The organism is Streptococcus sp. 'group B', from assembly GCF_002073795.1.
Taxonomy (GTDB): Bacteria; Bacillota; Bacilli; order Lactobacillales; family Streptococcaceae; genus Streptococcus; species Streptococcus agalactiae.
In genome coordinates this window covers 742,377-760,636 of sequence record NZ_CP020432.1, presented here as the reverse complement: position 1 = coordinate 760,636, position 18,260 = coordinate 742,377, and the positions used below count along the sequence as shown (strand labels likewise).

The 18,260-nt window shown below is 36.7% G+C and carries 28 protein-coding genes; 2 read left to right on the top strand and 26 right to left on the bottom strand.

Going from position 1 to position 18,260, the window contains the following annotated elements:
* Window positions 1–79: 79 nt before the first annotated feature.
* The 14 genes from A6J68_RS04315 to A6J68_RS04250 form a co-directional block, all read right to left on the bottom strand.
* A complete protein-coding gene (locus A6J68_RS04315) occupies window positions 80–283 on the bottom strand; it encodes a hypothetical protein (protein ID WP_001042286.1) in 204 nt (67 codons plus the stop codon).
* Between the two features lie 4 nt (window positions 284–287).
* Window positions 288–476, bottom strand: coding sequence for a hypothetical protein (locus A6J68_RS11715; RefSeq protein ID WP_025194292.1), 189 nt, complete (start codon window positions 474–476; stop codon window positions 288–290).
* A gap of 27 nt (window positions 477–503) precedes the next feature.
* A complete protein-coding gene (locus A6J68_RS04305) occupies window positions 504–1,952 on the bottom strand; it encodes a phage head morphogenesis protein (protein WP_032459253.1) in 1,449 nt (482 codons plus the stop codon).
* Window positions 1,912–3,378, bottom strand: coding sequence for a phage portal protein (locus A6J68_RS04300; RefSeq protein WP_370657591.1), 1,467 nt, complete (start codon window positions 3,376–3,378; stop codon window positions 1,912–1,914). The genes A6J68_RS04305 and A6J68_RS04300 overlap by 41 nt, the downstream gene beginning before the upstream one ends.
* Before the next feature lie 77 nt (window positions 3,379–3,455).
* The gene (locus tag A6J68_RS04295) at window positions 3,456–4,736 is read right to left on the bottom strand and encodes a PBSX family phage terminase large subunit (protein WP_000208745.1); all 1,281 of its coding nucleotides are present in this window, start codon (window positions 4,734–4,736) and stop codon (window positions 3,456–3,458) included.
* Complete coding sequence (locus A6J68_RS04290) at window positions 4,726–5,157, bottom strand: terminase small subunit (RefSeq protein ID WP_000041103.1); 432 nt, start codon at window positions 5,155–5,157, stop codon at window positions 4,726–4,728. Before A6J68_RS04290 ends, A6J68_RS04295 begins: the two co-directional genes overlap by 11 nt.
* Before the next feature lie 120 nt (window positions 5,158–5,277).
* On the bottom strand, window positions 5,278–5,691 hold the full coding sequence (locus A6J68_RS04285; protein WP_000041038.1) for a transcriptional regulator: 414 nt from the start codon (window positions 5,689–5,691) through the stop codon (window positions 5,278–5,280).
* 77 nt (window positions 5,692–5,768) lie between these two features.
* Window positions 5,769–6,101 (bottom strand): hypothetical protein, encoded by a 333-nt coding sequence (locus A6J68_RS04280; protein WP_000052302.1) that lies wholly within the window; start codon window positions 6,099–6,101, stop codon window positions 5,769–5,771.
* A 2-nt stretch (window positions 6,102–6,103) separates the two neighbouring features.
* Window positions 6,104–6,334: a hypothetical protein gene (locus A6J68_RS04275; RefSeq protein ID WP_001005355.1), complete on the bottom strand. Its 231-nt coding sequence runs from the start codon at window positions 6,332–6,334 to the stop codon at window positions 6,104–6,106.
* Window positions 6,331–6,567, bottom strand: a complete 237-nt coding sequence (locus A6J68_RS04270; protein ID WP_000145465.1) for a DUF3310 domain-containing protein — start codon at window positions 6,565–6,567, stop codon at window positions 6,331–6,333. The genes A6J68_RS04275 and A6J68_RS04270 overlap by 4 nt, the downstream gene beginning before the upstream one ends.
* Window positions 6,564–6,779: a hypothetical protein gene (locus A6J68_RS04265; RefSeq protein WP_000687319.1), complete on the bottom strand. Its 216-nt coding sequence runs from the start codon at window positions 6,777–6,779 to the stop codon at window positions 6,564–6,566. The genes A6J68_RS04270 and A6J68_RS04265 overlap by 4 nt, the downstream gene beginning before the upstream one ends.
* Complete coding sequence (locus A6J68_RS04260) at window positions 6,776–7,174, bottom strand: RusA family crossover junction endodeoxyribonuclease (RefSeq protein ID WP_000151204.1); 399 nt, start codon at window positions 7,172–7,174, stop codon at window positions 6,776–6,778. Before A6J68_RS04260 ends, A6J68_RS04265 begins: the two co-directional genes overlap by 4 nt.
* A 26-nt stretch (window positions 7,175–7,200) precedes the next feature.
* A complete protein-coding gene (locus A6J68_RS04255; RefSeq protein WP_000666342.1) occupies window positions 7,201–7,398 on the bottom strand; it encodes a crAss001_48 related protein in 198 nt (65 codons plus the stop codon).
* A gap of 369 nt (window positions 7,399–7,767) precedes the next feature.
* Window positions 7,768–10,047 (bottom strand): AAA family ATPase, encoded by a 2,280-nt coding sequence (locus A6J68_RS04250; RefSeq protein WP_000829573.1) that lies wholly within the window; start codon window positions 10,045–10,047, stop codon window positions 7,768–7,770.
* 70 nt (window positions 10,048–10,117) lie between these two features.
* On the opposite strand from A6J68_RS04250, the gene A6J68_RS04245 reads away from it, so the two are divergent.
* Window positions 10,118–10,369 carry a hypothetical protein gene (locus A6J68_RS04245; protein ID WP_001114109.1) on the top strand — a complete coding sequence of 84 codons (252 nt, stop codon included), beginning with the start codon at window positions 10,118–10,120 and terminating at the stop codon, window positions 10,367–10,369.
* Here A6J68_RS04245 and A6J68_RS04240 read toward each other — a convergent pair.
* From A6J68_RS04240 to A6J68_RS04195, 11 genes are all read right to left on the bottom strand, one after another.
* Window positions 10,362–10,559, bottom strand: a complete 198-nt coding sequence (locus tag A6J68_RS04240) for a hypothetical protein (protein WP_000427885.1) — start codon at window positions 10,557–10,559, stop codon at window positions 10,362–10,364. The genes A6J68_RS04245 and A6J68_RS04240 overlap by 8 nt on opposite strands.
* 8 nt (window positions 10,560–10,567) lie before the next feature.
* The gene (locus tag A6J68_RS04235; RefSeq protein ID WP_032456395.1) at window positions 10,568–12,151 is read right to left on the bottom strand and encodes a DEAD/DEAH box helicase; all 1,584 of its coding nucleotides are present in this window, start codon (window positions 12,149–12,151) and stop codon (window positions 10,568–10,570) included.
* 5 nt (window positions 12,152–12,156) lie between these two features.
* Window positions 12,157–12,765 carry a hypothetical protein gene (locus A6J68_RS04230; protein WP_001870729.1) on the bottom strand — a complete coding sequence of 203 codons (609 nt, stop codon included), beginning with the start codon at window positions 12,763–12,765 and terminating at the stop codon, window positions 12,157–12,159.
* Window positions 12,765–13,370, bottom strand: a complete 606-nt coding sequence (locus A6J68_RS04225) for a hypothetical protein (RefSeq protein WP_000141564.1) — start codon at window positions 13,368–13,370, stop codon at window positions 12,765–12,767. Before A6J68_RS04225 ends, A6J68_RS04230 begins: the two co-directional genes overlap by 1 nt.
* A 95-nt stretch (window positions 13,371–13,465) precedes the next feature.
* Complete coding sequence (locus A6J68_RS04220; protein WP_001167564.1) at window positions 13,466–14,539, bottom strand: ATP-binding protein; 1,074 nt, start codon at window positions 14,537–14,539, stop codon at window positions 13,466–13,468.
* A 14-nt stretch (window positions 14,540–14,553) separates the two neighbouring features.
* On the bottom strand, window positions 14,554–15,873 hold the full coding sequence (locus A6J68_RS04215; protein WP_000156426.1) for an AAA family ATPase: 1,320 nt from the start codon (window positions 15,871–15,873) through the stop codon (window positions 14,554–14,556).
* Window positions 15,857–16,087, bottom strand: a complete 231-nt coding sequence (locus A6J68_RS04210; RefSeq protein WP_000573547.1) for a hypothetical protein — start codon at window positions 16,085–16,087, stop codon at window positions 15,857–15,859. The genes A6J68_RS04215 and A6J68_RS04210 overlap by 17 nt, the downstream gene beginning before the upstream one ends.
* On the bottom strand, window positions 16,080–16,307 hold the full coding sequence (locus tag A6J68_RS04205; protein ID WP_000910901.1) for a hypothetical protein: 228 nt from the start codon (window positions 16,305–16,307) through the stop codon (window positions 16,080–16,082). The genes A6J68_RS04210 and A6J68_RS04205 overlap by 8 nt, the downstream gene beginning before the upstream one ends.
* Entirely contained in the window at window positions 16,301–16,450 is a 150-nt protein-coding gene (locus A6J68_RS11470) for a hypothetical protein (RefSeq protein ID WP_000732608.1), read from the bottom strand. Before A6J68_RS11470 ends, A6J68_RS04205 begins: the two co-directional genes overlap by 7 nt.
* 4 nt (window positions 16,451–16,454) lie before the next feature.
* On the bottom strand, window positions 16,455–16,766 hold the full coding sequence (locus tag A6J68_RS04200) for a hypothetical protein (RefSeq protein ID WP_001123482.1): 312 nt from the start codon (window positions 16,764–16,766) through the stop codon (window positions 16,455–16,457).
* Between the two features lie 79 nt (window positions 16,767–16,845).
* On the bottom strand, window positions 16,846–17,037 hold the full coding sequence (locus A6J68_RS04195; RefSeq protein ID WP_001112862.1) for a hypothetical protein: 192 nt from the start codon (window positions 17,035–17,037) through the stop codon (window positions 16,846–16,848).
* Window positions 17,038–17,087: 50 nt separating this feature from the next.
* On the opposite strand from A6J68_RS04195, the gene A6J68_RS04190 reads away from it, so the two are divergent.
* Complete coding sequence (locus A6J68_RS04190; RefSeq protein ID WP_000092750.1) at window positions 17,088–17,876, top strand: hypothetical protein; 789 nt, start codon at window positions 17,088–17,090, stop codon at window positions 17,874–17,876.
* Here the strand turns inward: A6J68_RS04190 and A6J68_RS04185 are convergent.
* Complete coding sequence (locus tag A6J68_RS04185) at window positions 17,827–18,072, bottom strand: hypothetical protein (RefSeq protein WP_000739596.1); 246 nt, start codon at window positions 18,070–18,072, stop codon at window positions 17,827–17,829. The two genes, A6J68_RS04190 and A6J68_RS04185, sit on opposite strands and share 50 nt — an antisense overlap.
* Between the last annotated feature and the right edge of the window lie 188 nt (window positions 18,073–18,260).

Genomic DNA, 18,260 nt, shown 5'->3' with positions numbered 1-18,260 from the left:
AGTGTAGCTTTTAGTGTCATCAACAAGTTTGGACATAATAAAAAGCCGTATCGCTACGACTAATCTAAATGATTAGTAATTATTTCTTCCATTTTTTCTTATAGTTATTCTTTATATAATCAAGTTCGTTATTTGTCGCTTGAGCATTATGTTCTACAATTTGTTCAAGTTGTTCAATTCTTTTATGTTGATTTCTAAGAGCTTCTGCTTGCATGGCATTCTCTGCGATAAGCATCACAATAGCTCGTTCGAGTTTACGTTTCTTCTTAATTCGTTTATTCATTGCTTTATCCTTCCTTCTTCACTTCTGCAATAATTGACTTAACTGCTATTGCTGCAATGCCAATAATCAATATGAGCACCAATACACCCAGTGCTACTAATACCATTCGCCAAATAAACATATCTTCCTCCTTGATAATTCTGCTATACTGGTGTATACTTATGGTAGTGAAAGACGGTGGTCTAACGCCCATGAAGCAGTTTTCTGTGGAGGCGGTGGGTCATCGTCTTTCTTTTTCTACTACAGCTAACACCTCGTCTTTGTTTTTGATAATTGATATATTGAGACCCCTGCGATCTATCTTATAAATATGTTCTAACTGCCCCAGTATTTCTTCAAAAGATAGTGGGGTTTTTGTGATATCAAAAATGATATTAGGTGCTTGCTTTTTTGCTTTTCGTAGATTACCATCGATGACGTTTTTACCTGAACCTGTGATTTCTTTCAAGTCAAATGGAACGTCGTCAACTAAATAGTCTGGAGTGTTAATATTTTCGGGGAAATTAACCCTCGGAACCATTTCAACTTGTAATCCTGTCTTCTTAGATAACCAGTTAGCAACTCTATATTCGTAGTTTGAATGGTCAAGTACTACGTTATGACCATCAACTCTGTAAGTTCCGCCTCCTTTAGTGTACTCATTCAGCATAGATATTTGAGACTCATACTCTTGCCCATCTATCCAATCTGATGTGACATCCTTAAAATACTTAGTACTTTTATCAGCGATAGGTTCAACATCGGTATTAAGTTCATCCTCGTCAGGAATAATTGTAGTCCTACAATTAAAGTGATATGGAGCAGCATTAATTCCGGGCTGTATTTCAGATAAGAGTTTCTTTTTATTTTCTCTTGCCTTACTTCGACATATCTGAGTAGTTCTATCATCTAGCTGAACTAAGTCTCGATAATACTTAATACCTGCATCAATGTATCGCTTGGCTGTAGCATTATTGATAATCATCGTGCCATCAGTACGAATAAGCGTTTCAGCCCTATGTCTGGCTACGTCGTAACGTTTGCCCAATTCACGAGCCATTTCTCTAGGACCAAGACCTCTGACAAATCCTTTTTTGAATGCTTCTTGTAAATCTTTTACTAGATTATCAACATTTCCCCAGAGTTGCTCTGAGTAATTATAGCCGTCAAATGGTGTCTTGATTAACTGTTCTAGAGCTGGCCCATTAATTGTTCCTGAGCGACCACCTACAGATTTTTGGTAAGCATAACTAGCTGCCTTTCTTAGATGATCGCTAAACAAACCATCTAAGATACCTCTCATAGTACCTGCACGATGTATAAGCTCTAAATTAAGCATGTCAAGACGAGTAGCCTGCGCTGATACATATTGTTCATTAATACGTTTAAGTAGCTCTGGGTCTTTCTCAGCTTGCTCTCTATATCGATTGGCATTTGCTGCATAATCACTTAAATCTTCGTGTCTAAGCTTCTTAACAGCATCTTGATAAGTTATCTTATTATCTTCAGCAAAACGATTATAAAAATCATATAAATCCTTTTGTAAAGACAATGATTGGTTACTATATACTCTAGATAATTCATTGAAAATATCTAAGTCTGCTCTATCTAAATAACTAACAATATCTTCTTGACGTTTTTGCCAGTAATCAAGATGGTCCTGCTGTTGGTTCTTCTTGTCCATTAGCATCACCTACATTTCTTGGTTCTGGCATTACTTGCTTCTCGTCAGCCTCTTCTTTCAGACGTTTTAATTCAGCTTCAGCATCGACACCAGTTACTGCGTTTAAAATTTCAAAAATAGTTTGATCGCTAACAATTCCATAAAGACTCTGTGCAGCCGAAACAATTTCATTATCATTCTGCGGCACATTAGGAGTAAATACTATACTAGTATCATTAACTTGACTATATACCGTCGATTCGTTCCCCTTGATTGACCAGATATTGGCAGCTAAACGTAAACGTCTCATGAGTCCTTTTTTGAACAACCGTTCTTGCTTTTCACGGTAATTATCTGAAGCCATTAGCTTATACTTCATTGACTCGCCAGATTGAACACCAGAGAATTTTAAATCTTGAATATCGGGAGTAAAAGTAAAGCGTAAGATATCTGACACTAGTCTGTTTTTATACGCTTCACTTCCTGCCATATCATATTCTTTTTTTAGATAATACGCATCTGGCTTAGCACCATCCGGGTTAGGATTGTCATCAAGGACAATAACTTTTGCCTTCTTGAATCCAATAGATATACCTAAACGACCGTTTGGATTTATACGTCCATCTTCAAAAAAATCATTTTCGTCTGCTCCTGTATACGGATTACCAGAGAGAACTAGGATTGCATCTACAGAATCTTGTTGAAAGTTAGCAAGCTCTGACTGTGATAAGTCGTATGCATCAATATTATCTAAGACTGATTCATAAGCGCCTGCTCTATCATCATTATTAGAATATTCATTAACTGGAACACCACTAAAGTAATGTTCTTCTTCATCTTTCAGACTCATTCCTTTTGTTTCTTGATTAAAGTCCTCGTAAGTAAATATCATATTTGAAGTATAGACCTTAACAATTTGCTTACGTTTACCTGCGCCGTAATCGATGTCGTAGAAATGTACAGCCATCAAAGAATTATGTTGATAAGTATCATCATAAATAACAAATGTCTGTTCTGCGGGTAGTTGATAGAGTTTAATTTCTGTCCCATTATCTACTTCTTCAACGGTTAAAAGCTCGTAAGCACGACCGTAAATGGATAAGTCCGTTTTGATTGCTACATTGTGATAGTCTTCGTTGTTACGAACACTCATAAGATTAATGTTTTTTTGAATATCACTATCTTCGTTCTTGTACTCGACAGGCACACCAAGCATATAACCTTGCTCAAAGACTGTAATGTACTTAGCAAAATCACTAGCAATACGATTGTCAGCTGCATATTCATCGGTCTTTGCTGGACGATATTTGATATTGTTATCACCAAGATAATATCGCTTTAACTCTTTCAATCGGTCTAGTTGCTCAGTCTCAAAACTAGAAATATATTTTTTTAACTGATCAATCCATTTCTGCGAATTATATTCAATAGCATCAAAATCTTCTTGCAACATGATAAATTGCCTGTTCGCATTTTCATTAAATCTTGTTCCTGATAAAAATTTTCTTTCAAACAAGTTCAAATCCCTCTCTATCTAAAATAATATTTAGCATTATTTAGTCGTTTATTTCTGTCAGATGATTGATATATTCTATCTTGTACTGCATATCTGATAGCATCAATGCAATGGTTATAGCTGTCAACTGGCTCATTGATATACTCGTTAGTTTTCTTATCTTTTTTCCAAGTGTAATTCTCCAGCTCTTCAATTGTTTTAACACACCTTTCGTCAACAACGATATCGTACTGTAGCATGTACTGAATTCCTTGCATAACTGAACCAGCTCCTTTTTTTACATCAATCATTCTTTGAATACCTAAATTTCTCAACTCTTGGTTAGATTTCTTTTCAGCTGAATCCCCTCTGATTTCTTCTTTGGCATATCCGAGGCTCTTTATAGCATTAGCTATTTTATCATTGGTCAAATTCTTTCTGACATATTCCTCCAAGATGTATAGCTTCTTGTTTGCATCATCGATTTTGACATGCAAAAATGCCGAAGGATCATTAATGAATCCGTAGTCCAAACCAAAAAAAGAAGGCAAGTGTGATAACTTGTCTTTGTTTAGTATTCTTTTTTCATACTTTGGAAATATGAGCTTTTCTAAAGTCGCGAACTGACCTAGAGCATAAATCTTGTAATAAGCTTCGTTTCTGTTTGCTAGTTCCTCTATATTTTCTCTAGTAACATCATCTAAAAACCTATTATCTTTATATGTAGTTTGATAAACTACAGTGTTTTTAGGTGACTTGATAAAGAAAGCTTTATAAACCCAGTTTGCTTTACTCACAGGATTGAACATGAGATAGACTTGCTTCTCTAGATGTTTCTTATCCCTTAAACGCAAAGTCAACTGTGTGTAATCATCAAGTGTAAACTCACTAGCTTCTTCCATTACAACATCAGATATCCCTTTAATTGACTTAATCTTTTCTGGATTATCCATGCCTTTGAAAATAAATTCCGAGCCATTCGGCAATGTTATTCTAAAAGCTGACATATTTATCTTGCATTTATCCAAGACGCCAAAATACGACAAGTTAGACATAATATCAGCAAATACAGAGTCTCTGACAGTTGCACCAACTTTTCGAAGGACAAGAATCTTTCTCGGATGTTTAAACTTTGGATTGAGTGCTTTTAAGATAATTTTTTGGAATACACCGTGTGATTTTCCAGAAGATGCACCTCCATAGTGTACCTCTGTGAAGTTATCGTAATTATATAGTTTATCGTAGATATGTTTATTAAAGACTTTGCTAGGATACTTGATGACAATATTAATTTTAGGGCGTTGCTTAGTCGTCATCCCACTCACCTACACTGATGGTTACATCTGAACTTATATCCATTTCAATTTTGTCAGTGAATAATCTGTACCGCTTACCTAGTAGCTCAGCTGCCTTGATTCTATCTTTTGCACCTACATCAATATCGACAATCTCTTGTCCTAACTCCCCGATGCTGATCAGTGTTTTTTCTTGCTGATCGCCTCGCATGATTGATGTAAGGTATTGTAAAACTTCTTCTTGCGTGGCAATCTTTGCAGATTCAAGCTTTTCAATCCTTTCATCTATATAAGCTTTAATGTCAGGTTTGGTCAAGTTTTCTTGACCTATTGACCTCGCTGTCTTTTTACTGTAACCTGCTTTAATAGCCGCTGCTGTCGCGTTAGCTGAGATGATGTACTCATCTGCAAAACGCTTTTGTTTTAGTGTTAATTTACTCAATTTTCCATCACCTCCTTCGTGACATAATAAAAAGACAAGACACTATTTGCCTTGCCTTCAAACTCATACTACCAATTTATCATCAAAAAAGTGAGAAAACCACCCTTTTTTGTCTCAAACTTACAATTTTCCAATTTGTTGTGCAAATAGAGTCAAAATTCTATCCCTTTTTCGGTAGGTTCCTGCTCTAGACGTATGAATCTTATAAGCTATCTCCTCCCAGGTATTATTAGAACCAGTTCCCCACCTTAGATCAAAAATATAATTCAATTCATCGTCAAGCAGTGCTTTAACCCTATCAACACTTTCTCTGAAGTTTTCATAACTTTTGATTTTACCGTCCTTTGACCACTTTATGACAATATCTTCTGTCTCTTTAGCTACTAGATTAGACTTCCCCCCGCCTACATTGATATCTGTACTAACAGGCGTCTGCAGCTCAAGTTTTCTAATTGCAATTTTACGTTCAATATCGCGATAATCAAACAACCACTCATCAAAAGCCTTTAACTGTGCGTTAGATAATTTACTCATTCCGTCACCTCTTCTCTAAACTGCCGATAATAAACGGTAAAAATAATATTAAAAGTATCAAAACAACTGCTGTGTTATCATCCATTCTTATCTCCTGTTCTCCAAAAAATAAATAAATCTCTACTTAGTACAACTGGTTTACCAAAGATTTTATATGATGACTCAAGATTTTTTATTTCAACATCAAAACCATCACCAAGTCGGTATTTTAGTAAATCTATTGTTTTTTGGCTGTCAAGTCGTCTAGCTAAGTATTCATCATTTTTTGGAATAGAGATTTTATAACCAGAGAATCCTTTCATCGCAGACTGTTTAAGTTTCTCCTCGATTTTTAAACCATCAAAGTACCTATCAAACCATTTTTTGTGAGATTCTGAACCGCATTCTTTTACTTCATCAATTAATGACAACTTTATCCCCCATTTCCTGTCAACTCCGCAATCCGCTTTGTCTGTCTCTGATTTTGCTCTGACGACTCTTTCAAACGGTACTGCGTGCGTATTAGTTGCTGTTGTAAACCTGTGATTTGTGGTTGGTAGTAGTTGTACAATGCAATATTTGTTGTTAACAACACGCTGACTGCTACAGTTAATACAACAATCACAATTGACTGTTTGTGTAATTTGTTGTTTTGTTCGTTCATTCGTTCACACTTTCTAGTAACCAATATTCAACGAGACGTTTTGTATATTCGAGTGCTTTTTCTAAATCCTGAGTCGCATTGCCTTTGTATCTATGTCGTTTAATGTATTTATCAATGTGACTTTCCATGATTGCGACAAACTGGTCCCATGGGTATGTCTTATACCACGACTCAATCAAATCAATTTCCCCATGATTATAATGCTTTGGTTTATGTACTAATTCACCTGTCATTTTGTTTTCCTTTCTAGCCACTCCCAAATCATGTGGAATTGGCCATTCACCAAATCGTCGTTGCCATAACTCTCGCAAATATCAACGATTGACATATTAACCCATACCCAATATTGTTCAGTTCCAAAACCAAGCTCCTGCATTTTTTTGTTACTTTCTCTCATCCAGCCAGGAACCACTCGTTCAAAAAAATCAATATAATCAATTTTCATAACTCTTCCACCTTCACATATATTCCTACTGTATCAGCCCAGAACTTCTCAATAATTTCCGAAGCAACCTGCGCATCATCATTCCAAAATCCCAATTCAGTCATGCAATCTTTAGGTAACTTGTTCAAATTATCTGTGTCGGGTTTAGTATCTTTATATTGTCCGTTTACTGATTTTTTGATTTTCGGAAATAACCACTTGGTTGTTAGTCTTATTGGACCATTTAATTTTTCTTTAGGGACATGTTGAGCAAACTTATCCATAAACATTGCCCTAGCTTCCTTTAGTGAATCTGGTTCATAGAATTGTGGTTTCCCATTTACCACACGGACCTTTTTTTGCTGATGTGTTGTGGTTGGTATTTTTTTCATTGGGATAAAAAATTCAATTGTCATGATCAACATTATCCAAGTTTATTTTTTCAAATTGCTGCACGTTGTTCTAAAATTTTTAGATAAGCTCCCATTGCATGCCATTGTGCTACTAATAATTCAATAGGACATTGTAATTTAAAATCTAGACTATCAATATAAAATTTATTAATTAATACTGATAATTTTTCTGCACGGCTTTTTAATTCTTGATATTTAACAATCATTCTTTTTTTGTATTCTTTCATTTTTGTCACTTCCCATCTTTTTTTATTTTCGCGCATAGTCAATGTCAAGGGACATGGTTACAGGGTTACAAGGGGCGGATGCATAGCCCCCTTGTTCCTGTTCATGTACCCATTGACCAATTGGGACATTTCCTAAATATTCTTCTTTCGGAGAAAGAGAATATTCTGTCCCTCAATTTTGTCCCTCAAAAGTCAAGGACATTTTCGAGAAATTTTCGAGTTTGTCCCTATTTTTGTCCCTGAAAATCATGTAATAGGGACACGGACATTTTCGAGTTTGTCCCTATTTTTCAGGGACATTTTCGAGGGACACTTTCGAATTTGACCCTCGATTTTGTCTGTCCCTGTCCCTGTCCCTCTGTGAAATATTCACAAACTTTTATTGGTTTTAGGTTCTTCTATTGGTAAAATTTGTTTATTTTTAACTTCAAATTTACCGTTTTCTTTTATCCATCTACGAATAGTTTTTTCAGAAACTGGCTTATCTTCAGTAGAAAAATATTCGATTAAGTTATCGATTGTGACTGGCTCTATTCCATCATTCAATGAATTAATTGCAGTCTCTACTTTTTGAGATTTCTTTTCCCTGGACTCTCTTGGACTCTTCTTCTCAAAATTCTTCTTCCAAGTCGGCACATTATCTTCTAGTGATATATCAGCCAAGACACCCGTTGTGTCTACATCATGCACTGGATAGCTAAACCACATGTTAACTGGTTGGAATTTAGCAAACTCGCGTAAAGTCCCTTCAACTCGCCAGGCAGTGGAAATCTCCACCTCATACTGGGCTTTCTTGACCGCTTCCAGATAGGGCTGTTTAATCATGATGTCCTTGATAGCCTTGTCAAAATGTTGCTGCATCTGATAACGACTTTCCAAATCATCTAGCGTTACTTCCTGTTGATAGTAGGCTAGCGCTTTTTCTTGCAAGGCTTGTTGGTAAATCTTAGCGGCTGCTTTTTCTGAGCGTGACTTGATGAGTTCCTCAGTCAATTCTAGCTCTACTAGGTCAATCAGTGCATCAGGGTCACGGGCAAACACTCCTGAACCACTTGCACGGTCCATAGATTTTTTACCGCCTTGGCTCCCCTTTGAGTGATGGTGGCAGTAAATCACACTACAACCTAACTCAGTAGCTACTTTGTCAAACTGATTGGTAAAGTGAGCCATTTGGTCCGCACTATTTTCATCACCAGTCAGCACCTTATAGATAGGGTCAATGATGACCGCTTGGTAATTTTTCTTTAAGCTACGACGGATAAGCTTAGGCGCTAACTTGTCCATGGGAACGGTCTTTCCACGTAGGTTCCAAATATCAATATTCTTGATGTTTGCTGGTGGCAAGCTCATAGCTTCGTATACATCACGGAAGCGATGCAAAGCTGACGGTCTATCCAGTTCCAGATTGACATACAAGACCTTACCTTGTTCACACTGCCAGCCTAACCATTCTTTACCTTCAGCCAGCGCGATGGATAGCTCAATTAATGCAAACGACTTACCAGCTTTTGATGGTCCAGCAATCAACATCTTGTGGCCTTGACGCAAAACTCCTTTGATGAGTTCCGGTGCCAATTCTGGCATATTATCCCATTCGTCAGCTAGCGTCTCTGGGTCAGGCAAATCGTCATTTAAATCTTCAATCCATTGATACCATTCTTCGTAGTTGGTTTTACCCACATTAGTATCAATCAAGAATTGCTTGTGCCCATTCCGAGTCACACCAGGCATGCGTGATAATCGACTAGGGTTGCGGTTCTGTGTGTCAATATCAAGTCCATTCTTTTTACAAATTTGATAGATATAATCAACCCGTTTGCGGTACTCCTGATAATCACGAGCATCTACTTTGACAATAGCGTGTAATGATTTTTTACCGCTATGGACTAAGGTTGCTATTGGCAATTCTAGTTCTTTAAACAAAGCATACTGTTTACCAAGTTCCATGCTGTCGGATTCAACCAAGGCATATCTAAAGTCTGTTACATTGTCATTCTTGACACCATTTCCATCTAGTGGATTAAAACGAATCCATGCACCAGCCTCTTCTTTGAAGTCTCCAAATACTGCTCCTAAGTCAGTAGGATTTTTTTGGAGTGATTCAATCAGTTGACCAGCAGTCCTGTCATACGCTCCTTTTGTTGGTTTATAAACAATCTCTCCCGTATCAAGGGTAATTGGATAGGTCTCTGTTACATAACCAACTTTGTCAGTTGATTCAAATAAGGTATCTATGTAAGTAATTAAATCTTGAACTGGATTCCAGTTTCTTGGCTCTTGAATCTCTTTCGATTCAATCCAATTTTTATCGACAATCTTATAATCACGATCGATTGTATCGTCCCAGCTGAGTTCATGAGCATCATCGCTGTTACGATACTCTGATGATGTCCATCCATTATCTTTAGCTAGCTGTGTGATTGTTGCCCCTGTGATAGTCCCAAAGCCATTGCCTTGGAAACTATCCCATTTTGCAAAACACTCACCTTTTTTATATCTACTATCAGATTGTGACCAAACATCCCAATCCATTGCTGTATAACCTTCATGCTTTAGGGCCATTCCTACTTGAACCCATGTTTGATAGTCTACCGTGGCAGGATTGATATAATCCAGCAACGGTAGCAAATTAAAATCATTCTCTGCCATGTTATCCTTTCTGCACATGTTATCCTTTCTGCATTTGATATAATTAACCTAAAGAAAGGAGGTCAACTATATGCCTGAAATAAAAATTACTTTTTCAGATGGTTCTATTGTTATATTTCACGAAGAACAGAGTTTTCAAAGTGTAGTAAAATCAAATGATGCTATGTCCTTATCAAAAATATATTCATTATGGAACCATGTTCATGATGGATTAATTCCTAGCTTCTTAGAATTAATTGCTAACTCGCAATTTTTCTTTGACTTAGAAAACCCACAAATTTATTACGCTTCAAATGCTGTTATAAAAATTGAAGCTATTTAATAATTCTGCTATTCAAGGCAATATCTCTGATTTTTTCTTGAATAGCTTTTTTTACTACTTGCCCAAACTCGGTGAGACTTGAGTGTTTATCGACATATAAAATTGCCTCCGAATATGTTTCGGATTTTTCGATTGCTTCATCAGCAAAATTTGAAATAAACTTTTCAATCTGTTCATTAATATTTTCCATTTTTTCTCCTATTCTGGTTGATATTCTCGAGCATTGATGCCTTTTGGTAGGCGCCATCCGCTAGCAGCAATACGATTAATCATGTTTGATGCTACTTCAAATTTCCACATACCTACATTTTTGAAACCGTATCGCTCAAGCATTCGTATTTGTTTTGGAGTTGTTAGACCTGATTGACGACGTTTATCCAGTCTATCTAATAATTTGGCAGCCTTACCAGCATTCCCAATTTCGTCAGTAAATATGCCAAATTTCTCAAGTGTTTTAAGTTGTTTTTCAGAAGCTGGCGCCATCTCCCAACCAAATTCCGGTACATAGTCCACTAAGTCTTCAGCGTTGATAGACATTTCAAATTGCAACGGATCAACTAATGCACGTTTACGTTTACGCATTTCTGCTAACTGCTTAGCGAGTGCTTCTTCTCGCTCTGCAACAACATCTTTGCTGGCTACTTCTTCAGCTTCTAACAATTCAAAAGCTACTTCAGTTTCATCGGTCATGTTCTCGACCATTTTTTGTGCAACTTCTGGTGTTTTTGCAATTAGATGAGCAGGACGACAAAGCTCATGGCGTTCGGTATGCCATAAAAAATCTAATAACAGTAGTTTTTCTTTCCCCGGCGCTAATCGTGTGCCACGACCGACCATTTGACTATAAAGAGCTCTTACTTTTGTGGGTCTCAGTACAACTACGCAATCGACTGTCGGGCAATCCCATCCTTCAGTTAAAAGCATTGAATTGCATAGTACATTATATTTATCATTATCAAAGTCTTCTAGGACTTCAGCACGGTCTTTCGATTCTCCATTGACCTCTGCTGCTTTGAATCCTTTTTGGTTTAGAATATCACGGAATTTTTGGGAAGTTTTAACAAGTGGTAAAAATACAACTGTTTTGCGATTAGAACATTGCTTAACCATTTCATCGGCAATTTGTTCTAGGTACGGGTCAAGCGCCGTCCCAATCTCACTTGCTTTAAAATCTCCAGCTTGCTGACTCACTGTAGATAGGTCCAAAGTCAAAGGAATAGTAACTGCTGTAATTTTTGATAAATAACCAGATTTGATAGCATCTACCAAAGAATACTCATAAGCTAAACTATCGAAATATTTACCTAGATTTTGTTTGTCACCACGATCTGGTGTTGCTGTAACTCCCAAAACATTGCTACTATCAAAGTGTTGTAGAACTCTTTGGTAACCGTCTGAAATAGCATGATGCGCTTCATCAACAACAATTGTGTCGAAGTAATCTGTTGGAAATTTACTCAAACGCTTTTCTCGCTGCAACGTCTGCACAGAACCAACAACCACTCGATACCATGAGCCGAGCGATGTACTTTCTGCTTTTTCTAAAGCCGTGCCCAATCCTGTTGCTGTCATTAGCTTATCACTTGCTTGTTCCAGCAACTCTGACCGATGAGCCAATACTAAAACACGTTCGCCTAGTTTAACTCTATCTTCAATAATCTTTGAGAAGACAATAGTCTTACCACAACCAGTAGGAAGGACAAGAAGGGTTTTCTTCTTGCCTTGTTCCCACTCTTGTTGCACTGCTGACCTTGCCTCTTCTTGATATTCTCTAAGTTTGATGTAAATCACACTCCTTTTTGTGTAGGTGTCGTTAAAGCTTTTGTAATACTCCAACCACGATTTAATCTTGTAAGTAAAGTAATATTAGAAATACCAAGTTCACTTGACCATTGTTTTATTGTCTGAGTCTTACCTTTAAATGTGATTAAATGGTTATTTCTTTGATTATTTGCTTGTTCGGTTGAATTAGCCCATCTACAATTAGATGGTTCATAATTTCCGTTAACATCAATACGGTCAATAGATAAATTGTCTCGATAACCATTCGATGATGCCCATTGTTTGAATTGAATATATTCTTCCCATTCGTCACATATAGTTATTCCACGGCCACCGTATTTAATATAATCATTGGAATTTTTATCTCTGCAGCGTTGTCTCATTCCAACCCAAATATTATAAAGACGCTCTTTTCTAGCAAAACCATGTTTAGTAACAATGCATCCGCAACTGGTACTATGACCAGTTGCTAGATTACTACTATTAACAATCGTTAACTTACCGCAATCACATTGACATTTATATTTTGCTTTTGTATATGGATCCTGAGGTAAACGCTCAATCACTACAAGCCTACCAAATCGTTGACCAGTGTAATCTTTAGCTTTTCCCATTAGAATCCTCCCCATCCACCTTGTTGTTGAGATGCTTGCATTTGACCTTGTTGATATGACTGAGGTGCTGGTTGTTGTTGAGGTGCAAAATTAGTTGTTTGCTGAGCTGGTTGTTGATACGTTGGTTGTGGCGCTTGTGGTTGAGTATTTGCATTCAATACTTTAGTCCAGTCAACGCTATCAGCATAAATCATCGATTTCACTTCATTATAAACATTGTCGTTATATGTTCTATTCTTAACACTACATACACCCGTCGCACCAACTACTGTGTTCCAATTCATTTTTAATGGCTCACCGTGTTTTTTCTGACCAATTGCCCCAAAGAATGCTGATAACATTCCTTCGGTAGAGCTATGTAAAAATAGATTATGCTTCAAACTAGCAACACCTTCATCAGTTTCAATTTCAAGAGAAATTACTGCTTTATTACATGCTGGCAATTTCCCTGTTTTTTGTGGATTTGGTGTGTGGCGTGCACGTTCAAAGTCTGTTACTGTGAAGACATAGTCACCAGGTTGTAATGTAATAAATTCTTTTGCATCTTCTTGGATTGTGTCATCCCATCCAAATTCACGTTCAAAGTTGTTATTGTATTCAGTCATTTTATTTCTCCTATTTTAATTTTAAAAAGTATTGTTAGCTATTGGAATAAATCCAATTTTTGTTATATTTTGCTATTATTTCTAATTCCCAAAATCTATGAGCCTTCCACTGTAAAGGGCTGTTCTGTTGCTCGGACTTGTGTTTTAATAACTTCCAATGTGGCTCCCCAATTTGCTACAATCATGTTCCAGTAATCTGGTGGAAAGTTTTCAATAGGAGTCAATGGAGGGAAGTGTCCTCTAATATTTGCTACTGCTACTAACTCATCTGGTGTAACTTGTTCAGGCGTCATCAAATCCGTCAAAGCCTTTGGTAGGACAGATGGATACTCTGTTGCTGCAGTTGGTCCCGACATTTGCGCCTGTTGCTCATGTACAGGTTCGTGTATAGGTTGAGTAGGCACCGGTTGCTGTACTGGCGGTGTTTCTGCTACTGGTTGACTTGGTGCTTGTGCGAATATATGTGCGATACCAGCGTAATCAAGTGGCATTTCTTCTTGTAATCCATGACGGTTTTTTGCATCCCACGCTGGATGATGTTGTGTATATAAGACACGGGTACCGCCAGTTGCTTTCTTCTTGTTGTTATCAGCTGTCATCACTACAGTTTTATAATTAGCGAACAGAACCATGTCAGCCCATTCTTTAACTAATGGTGCAGTCTGTGAGCTTGTCTTTTTACCTAGCTTGAGTTCCCAGCGATCATAAGCTCCCATTTCATCAGGTTGCTCAAATTTACGCATTTGGGCATGAGCAGTAAGGACGACATTGATACCTAACTCTATCAATTCCTGCAACATATTTAGGAAACGTCCAACTTCTTCTTTTGTGTAAGTGTAACCATTACCCCAACCAAAATCTTCAATTCCTTTTTTTCCATGTTGAGCACAGACATCATCTACTATTAAGCTTTCTGCCCAGTCAATAGTGTCAATGACAAGTGTCTTACAGCATGTAGGGTTAGCTTTTACAAAAGCAATTTGATTTTTTAGCATAGTGTAGCTTGTAGGCTTGTCCATGCGTGCCACGTCCATGTTGTCAGTTGAACCCTCTGTGTCTATAAACAACGGCTCTGGAAATTGCGCTGCAAAACTTGACTTCCCAATTCCTTCTGGTCCATAGATAATGACACGTTGTGCCCTTGCCCGTTTTCCTCTAGTAATTTGCATATTTACCTCTCTTTCTAAAATCCACCTTGCCAAGTCGGTGCTACTGTTTCAGCAAAACTACCACCCTCTGCTGTTTTAAAGCTATGGGCTTTATTTTCCACTGAGTATCCATCTTCTATAATGATGGCACACTCTTCGCCAGTTGATACACGGGTTGCAATAGCTTGCAAACCCTCCTGCTCTAGCCATTTACCAAATTGTTCAAGTGTGATGTTGTCCATCTGTTCGAGTTTATCAATCAAAACAAAGCCACAATCTGGTTTTAGTTTACGTACAATAGCAGTTGCTACTATTAGTTGTTGGCTGCCTGACATGTTATCCCACTCTTGACCAAGGTAAAGTAACTTTCCATCATCTACTGACAAGCCTTCAAGTGGCAGATCTGCATTAATCAATAAGTCTCGTTTTTGTTGACGAATTGACTCAATATCATTAGTCAATATGTTATATTGTTCACGCTGATGTTTAGCATCTTCTTCAGCTTTATCTTTATCCAGATTAGCTCTGACTTTGCGGTTGACTTCTTCAATATTAGAAATGTTTTCTTCTATTTCTGCAGTTGATTCATCTATTAATGACATTGTGTCTCTTTGTGCAATTTCCAAGTCACTAGATAACTCTTGTAATTGTTTCTCTGCTGTGGCTAATTGTTGTTTTAAATGTTCAACCTCTGACTGTTTAAATTGATGATTTTGTTGAATAACGGATAGATTCTGACGTTTTCTAGCGTTTTCCCCATTTTTTGCTAACACTTCTTGTTGTTGCTGGATTAAATCAGCGATACTAATTAATTCTTTTGGGGCATCATTATAGTATGGTTGCTCCTTAGCAAACTTTTCTTTTTGGTCAGCAATAACACCAATAGTATGACGTTGATTATAGAGTTCTTTTTCTTTGAGTTCTAATTCTGCCAACTGATCACCAACTCCAATGATTTCAAGTAAGACATCTGCTTTTTCTTTTGGAGTTCCATCCATAAATTTTGGTAAGTTAATAGCTAACTCTTCTACAAAGCTATCAAGCAATTGTTGACCACCTTTTTGCCCGTTAGGATCAATAACTTTCAAACTAGAATTCTTACCCTTACGCTCAACAATCAAACCATTTGACATGGTAATTTTAAGCGTAGGTGGTACCATAGTTCCCTCTCGTGCTGCTTGACTAGGTTTAAACTTATTACCACCTAATACCCAAGCAATACTATCCAGAACGCTAGTTTTACCCTGATTGTTATTGCCACCGATGATGGTTAATCCTTTGGATGATGGTTCAACTTTTACAGCTTTAATGCGCTTTACGTTTTCGATTTCTAACTTATTAATTGTGATTGTCATTGTCAAAATCTCCTATTACTAATTTACTTTCGGTAACTACTTTTTCAGAACTAATAATTTGAGCGTTAGCAAGACCATAGTTTAGTAGTGCATCAGTTACTTCTTTTAGTGTTAAATCACATTCATTTGCAATATTGGCGATTTCATCATAAATATTATTTGAACATCTAATTCGTGAGTACGTATTTTTTGGTTGTCTTTCAACTTCAATCATTATCATCACTCCAATTTTTTTCTAGTGTTTGTCTATCAACGTTATCTAACTTAGCAATACATTTTTCCAGTGTGCTATCTAAGATGTAACCTTCGTTGACGATAATATCCAATAAATTTGCTTTTGCTACGTTCGTAAAATAATAATCTGCCATTTCATTAGTTAGTCGTCTATTTTCATCACGCAACAGTTCATTTTCTAGTAATACTTCTTTTAACATGTACGCCCTCTATTATTACGTTCAATCATATTGTCGTAACGTCGTGCATTAGCTTCCCAGCCATGTGTTTCGATTGTCCATTTTTGACGTGTTTCTATAACCTGATTTTTCTTTACAAATAATTTTTTAAATAATTTCTTCATTATGTTATACTCCTAACTGTCTTTCCTTTTTAATATTTTCCAACATTTCTGCCAGCGTTTCCTTTTTAGGTTTATATCTATTTCTAGACTTCCAAGTAACAAACAACTTAAATCCCTCGTAATTGATGAATACAATTCTATGCGTTGGATTATTGATAAATTGTTTAAAATCTGGATGATTTCTCATTTCTGCTGCCCAAACCTTTGCCGTTCCGACGGTTAATCCCTCCCAGATTTGGCAAAGATGCACATAATCGCCATAGTCGGCTTTTTCCGACTGCTTAGCTGGTCTGTAGACTAATTCAGCTTTTGGCATTTCTTACCTCCAATCTGTGATATAATGTAAGTAGAATTTTTGATAAGGGGCTGACTGCAATCAGTTCCTTTTTTTGCATTTACTCAATGCTGTAATCTGCAATCACTCGCAGAATAAACTGGTTAGCCTTTGGTCCTCTAGTTGAGCCACTAAGAATGTTAGTGACCTCTTGACGATTGAGACCATAGGCTGCTGCTAAATCACTCTTCTTGATATTGTTACTTTTTAGAAAGGTAACAACTTTTTCTCGTCCAACTGCAATATCTGGCATATTTTCTCCTTTCTTTTCTGATATAATAAAAATAAAAACTTGAGGTAAAAATGTCTCGATACTCTGATTATAAATACGCTAATACTATCCTTAAAAGTATTGAAGAACGACCAGAAAAATATCTAATTATCCATTACTCCTGCGAAAGTTTTTATAATCTAGGTAGTAAAAGTCCTAGAATAGCTTCCATTTCAGTTCGTCAATTCAATAATGCCCAAACCAACAACTTTTCCATTCATCAGTATTCCGAGATATTAGATACCCCAATTACTGATGATACTTATGAAACTATCGAAAAAGAGCTGTTAACAGATTTCTTCACATTTGTTGACAGAAATACCGACAAAAATTGGATTCACTGGAACATGAGAGATACTGTCTTTGGCTTTCATGCTATTGAGCAGCGATTCAAAGTTCTAGGCGGCACACCAATAATCATTGATGATGACAAAAAGATCGATTTAGCCTATCTGTTTAAAAAGATGTACGGTGGAGGATATATTGACAATCCGCATATTGAAAAATTACTTGAATTGAACAATCTAACCCCACATCGTTTTCTGACAGGTAAACAAGAAGCTGACGCTTTCTCTTCGAGACAATACCATGAACTAAGTATGTCAACATCAAGCAAGGTCAATAGCTTTTCAACATTCCTCACTTTAGCTATCAACGATGATTTAAAAACTAACACCCCTAAATGGAAAATGAGAGGAACTAACCTATCTGGATTACTTTCCGCTTTTCAAGAAACAACCTCAGGAAAAGTGATAATCGGTATAATCAACCTTATTGTCGGCGGAATAGTTGGTGCAATAATTGCAAAATATATTCAATAAATGATTTCTTTTGAAGTAGAATAAGTTTTTGTTGTACTTGCTCTACTTCTTTTTTTGCATCCTCTTTGGAAATAAGAGTCGGATTGTCGTACCAATCTCTTTCCACGTAAAGTTCGTTTTCTTTCCCCTCTAAGCTATCAGCGACCCACTGAAAATGCTCATTACGCTTTTGTAGATCAACGATGTTTTTTTTCATTTTCCCTCCTTGTTTTAAAATCTGTAAACAAGAAACAACTAAATTTTCAACTTTTTAGTATATAACCACTTGACAACTCACACCTAAAAAGTTAGAATTAAAGCATATTAAAGAACCTTAACAAATCAACTAAAACCCGTTCGCCAAAACTGTTTTATAGTTGTTTGCTTAGTTGTTTTTTTAGTTAT

Bases quoted from the DNA above. Each gene is read 5' to 3' on its own strand.
- A6J68_RS04315 (WP_001042286.1), bottom strand. From the start codon at position 283: ATGAATAAACGAATTAAGAAGAAACGTAAACTCGAACGAGCTATTGTG.
- A6J68_RS11715 (WP_025194292.1), bottom strand. From the start codon at position 476: ATGGGCGTTAGACCACCGTCTTTCACTACCATAAGTATACACCAGTAT.
- A6J68_RS04305 (WP_032459253.1), bottom strand. From the start codon at position 1,952: ATGCTAATGGACAAGAAGAACCAACAGCAGGACCATCTTGATTACTGG.
- A6J68_RS04300 (WP_370657591.1), bottom strand. From the start codon at position 3,378: ATGTTGCAAGAAGATTTTGATGCTATTGAATATAATTCGCAGAAATGG.
- A6J68_RS04295 (WP_000208745.1), bottom strand. From the start codon at position 4,736: ATGACGACTAAGCAACGCCCTAAAATTAATATTGTCATCAAGTATCCT.
- A6J68_RS04285 (WP_000041038.1), bottom strand. From the start codon at position 5,691: ATGAGTAAATTATCTAACGCACAGTTAAAGGCTTTTGATGAGTGGTTG.
- A6J68_RS04275 (WP_001005355.1), bottom strand. From the start codon at position 6,334: ATGAACGAACAAAACAACAAATTACACAAACAGTCAATTGTGATTGTT.
- A6J68_RS04270 (WP_000145465.1), bottom strand. From the start codon at position 6,567: ATGACAGGTGAATTAGTACATAAACCAAAGCATTATAATCATGGGGAA.
- A6J68_RS04265 (WP_000687319.1), bottom strand. From the start codon at position 6,779: ATGAAAATTGATTATATTGATTTTTTTGAACGAGTGGTTCCTGGCTGG.
- A6J68_RS04260 (WP_000151204.1), bottom strand. From the start codon at position 7,174: ATGACAATTGAATTTTTTATCCCAATGAAAAAAATACCAACCACAACA.
- A6J68_RS04255 (WP_000666342.1), bottom strand. From the start codon at position 7,398: ATGAAAGAATACAAAAAAAGAATGATTGTTAAATATCAAGAATTAAAA.
- A6J68_RS04250 (WP_000829573.1), bottom strand. From the start codon at position 10,047: ATGGCAGAGAATGATTTTAATTTGCTACCGTTGCTGGATTATATCAAT.
- A6J68_RS04245 (WP_001114109.1), top strand. From the start codon at position 10,118: ATGCCTGAAATAAAAATTACTTTTTCAGATGGTTCTATTGTTATATTT.
- A6J68_RS04240 (WP_000427885.1), bottom strand. From the start codon at position 10,559: ATGGAAAATATTAATGAACAGATTGAAAAGTTTATTTCAAATTTTGCT.
- A6J68_RS04230 (WP_001870729.1), bottom strand. From the start codon at position 12,765: ATGGGAAAAGCTAAAGATTACACTGGTCAACGATTTGGTAGGCTTGTA.
- A6J68_RS04225 (WP_000141564.1), bottom strand. From the start codon at position 13,370: ATGACTGAATACAATAACAACTTTGAACGTGAATTTGGATGGGATGAC.
- A6J68_RS04220 (WP_001167564.1), bottom strand. From the start codon at position 14,539: ATGCAAATTACTAGAGGAAAACGGGCAAGGGCACAACGTGTCATTATC.
- A6J68_RS04215 (WP_000156426.1), bottom strand. From the start codon at position 15,873: ATGACAATCACAATTAATAAGTTAGAAATCGAAAACGTAAAGCGCATT.
- A6J68_RS04210 (WP_000573547.1), bottom strand. From the start codon at position 16,087: ATGATTGAAGTTGAAAGACAACCAAAAAATACGTACTCACGAATTAGA.
- A6J68_RS04205 (WP_000910901.1), bottom strand. From the start codon at position 16,307: ATGTTAAAAGAAGTATTACTAGAAAATGAACTGTTGCGTGATGAAAAT.
- A6J68_RS11470 (WP_000732608.1), bottom strand. From the start codon at position 16,450: ATGAAGAAATTATTTAAAAAATTATTTGTAAAGAAAAATCAGGTTATA.
- A6J68_RS04200 (WP_001123482.1), bottom strand. From the start codon at position 16,766: ATGCCAAAAGCTGAATTAGTCTACAGACCAGCTAAGCAGTCGGAAAAA.
- A6J68_RS04195 (WP_001112862.1), bottom strand. From the start codon at position 17,037: ATGCCAGATATTGCAGTTGGACGAGAAAAAGTTGTTACCTTTCTAAAA.
- A6J68_RS04190 (WP_000092750.1), top strand. From the start codon at position 17,088: ATGTCTCGATACTCTGATTATAAATACGCTAATACTATCCTTAAAAGT.
- A6J68_RS04185 (WP_000739596.1), bottom strand. From the start codon at position 18,072: ATGAAAAAAAACATCGTTGATCTACAAAAGCGTAATGAGCATTTTCAG.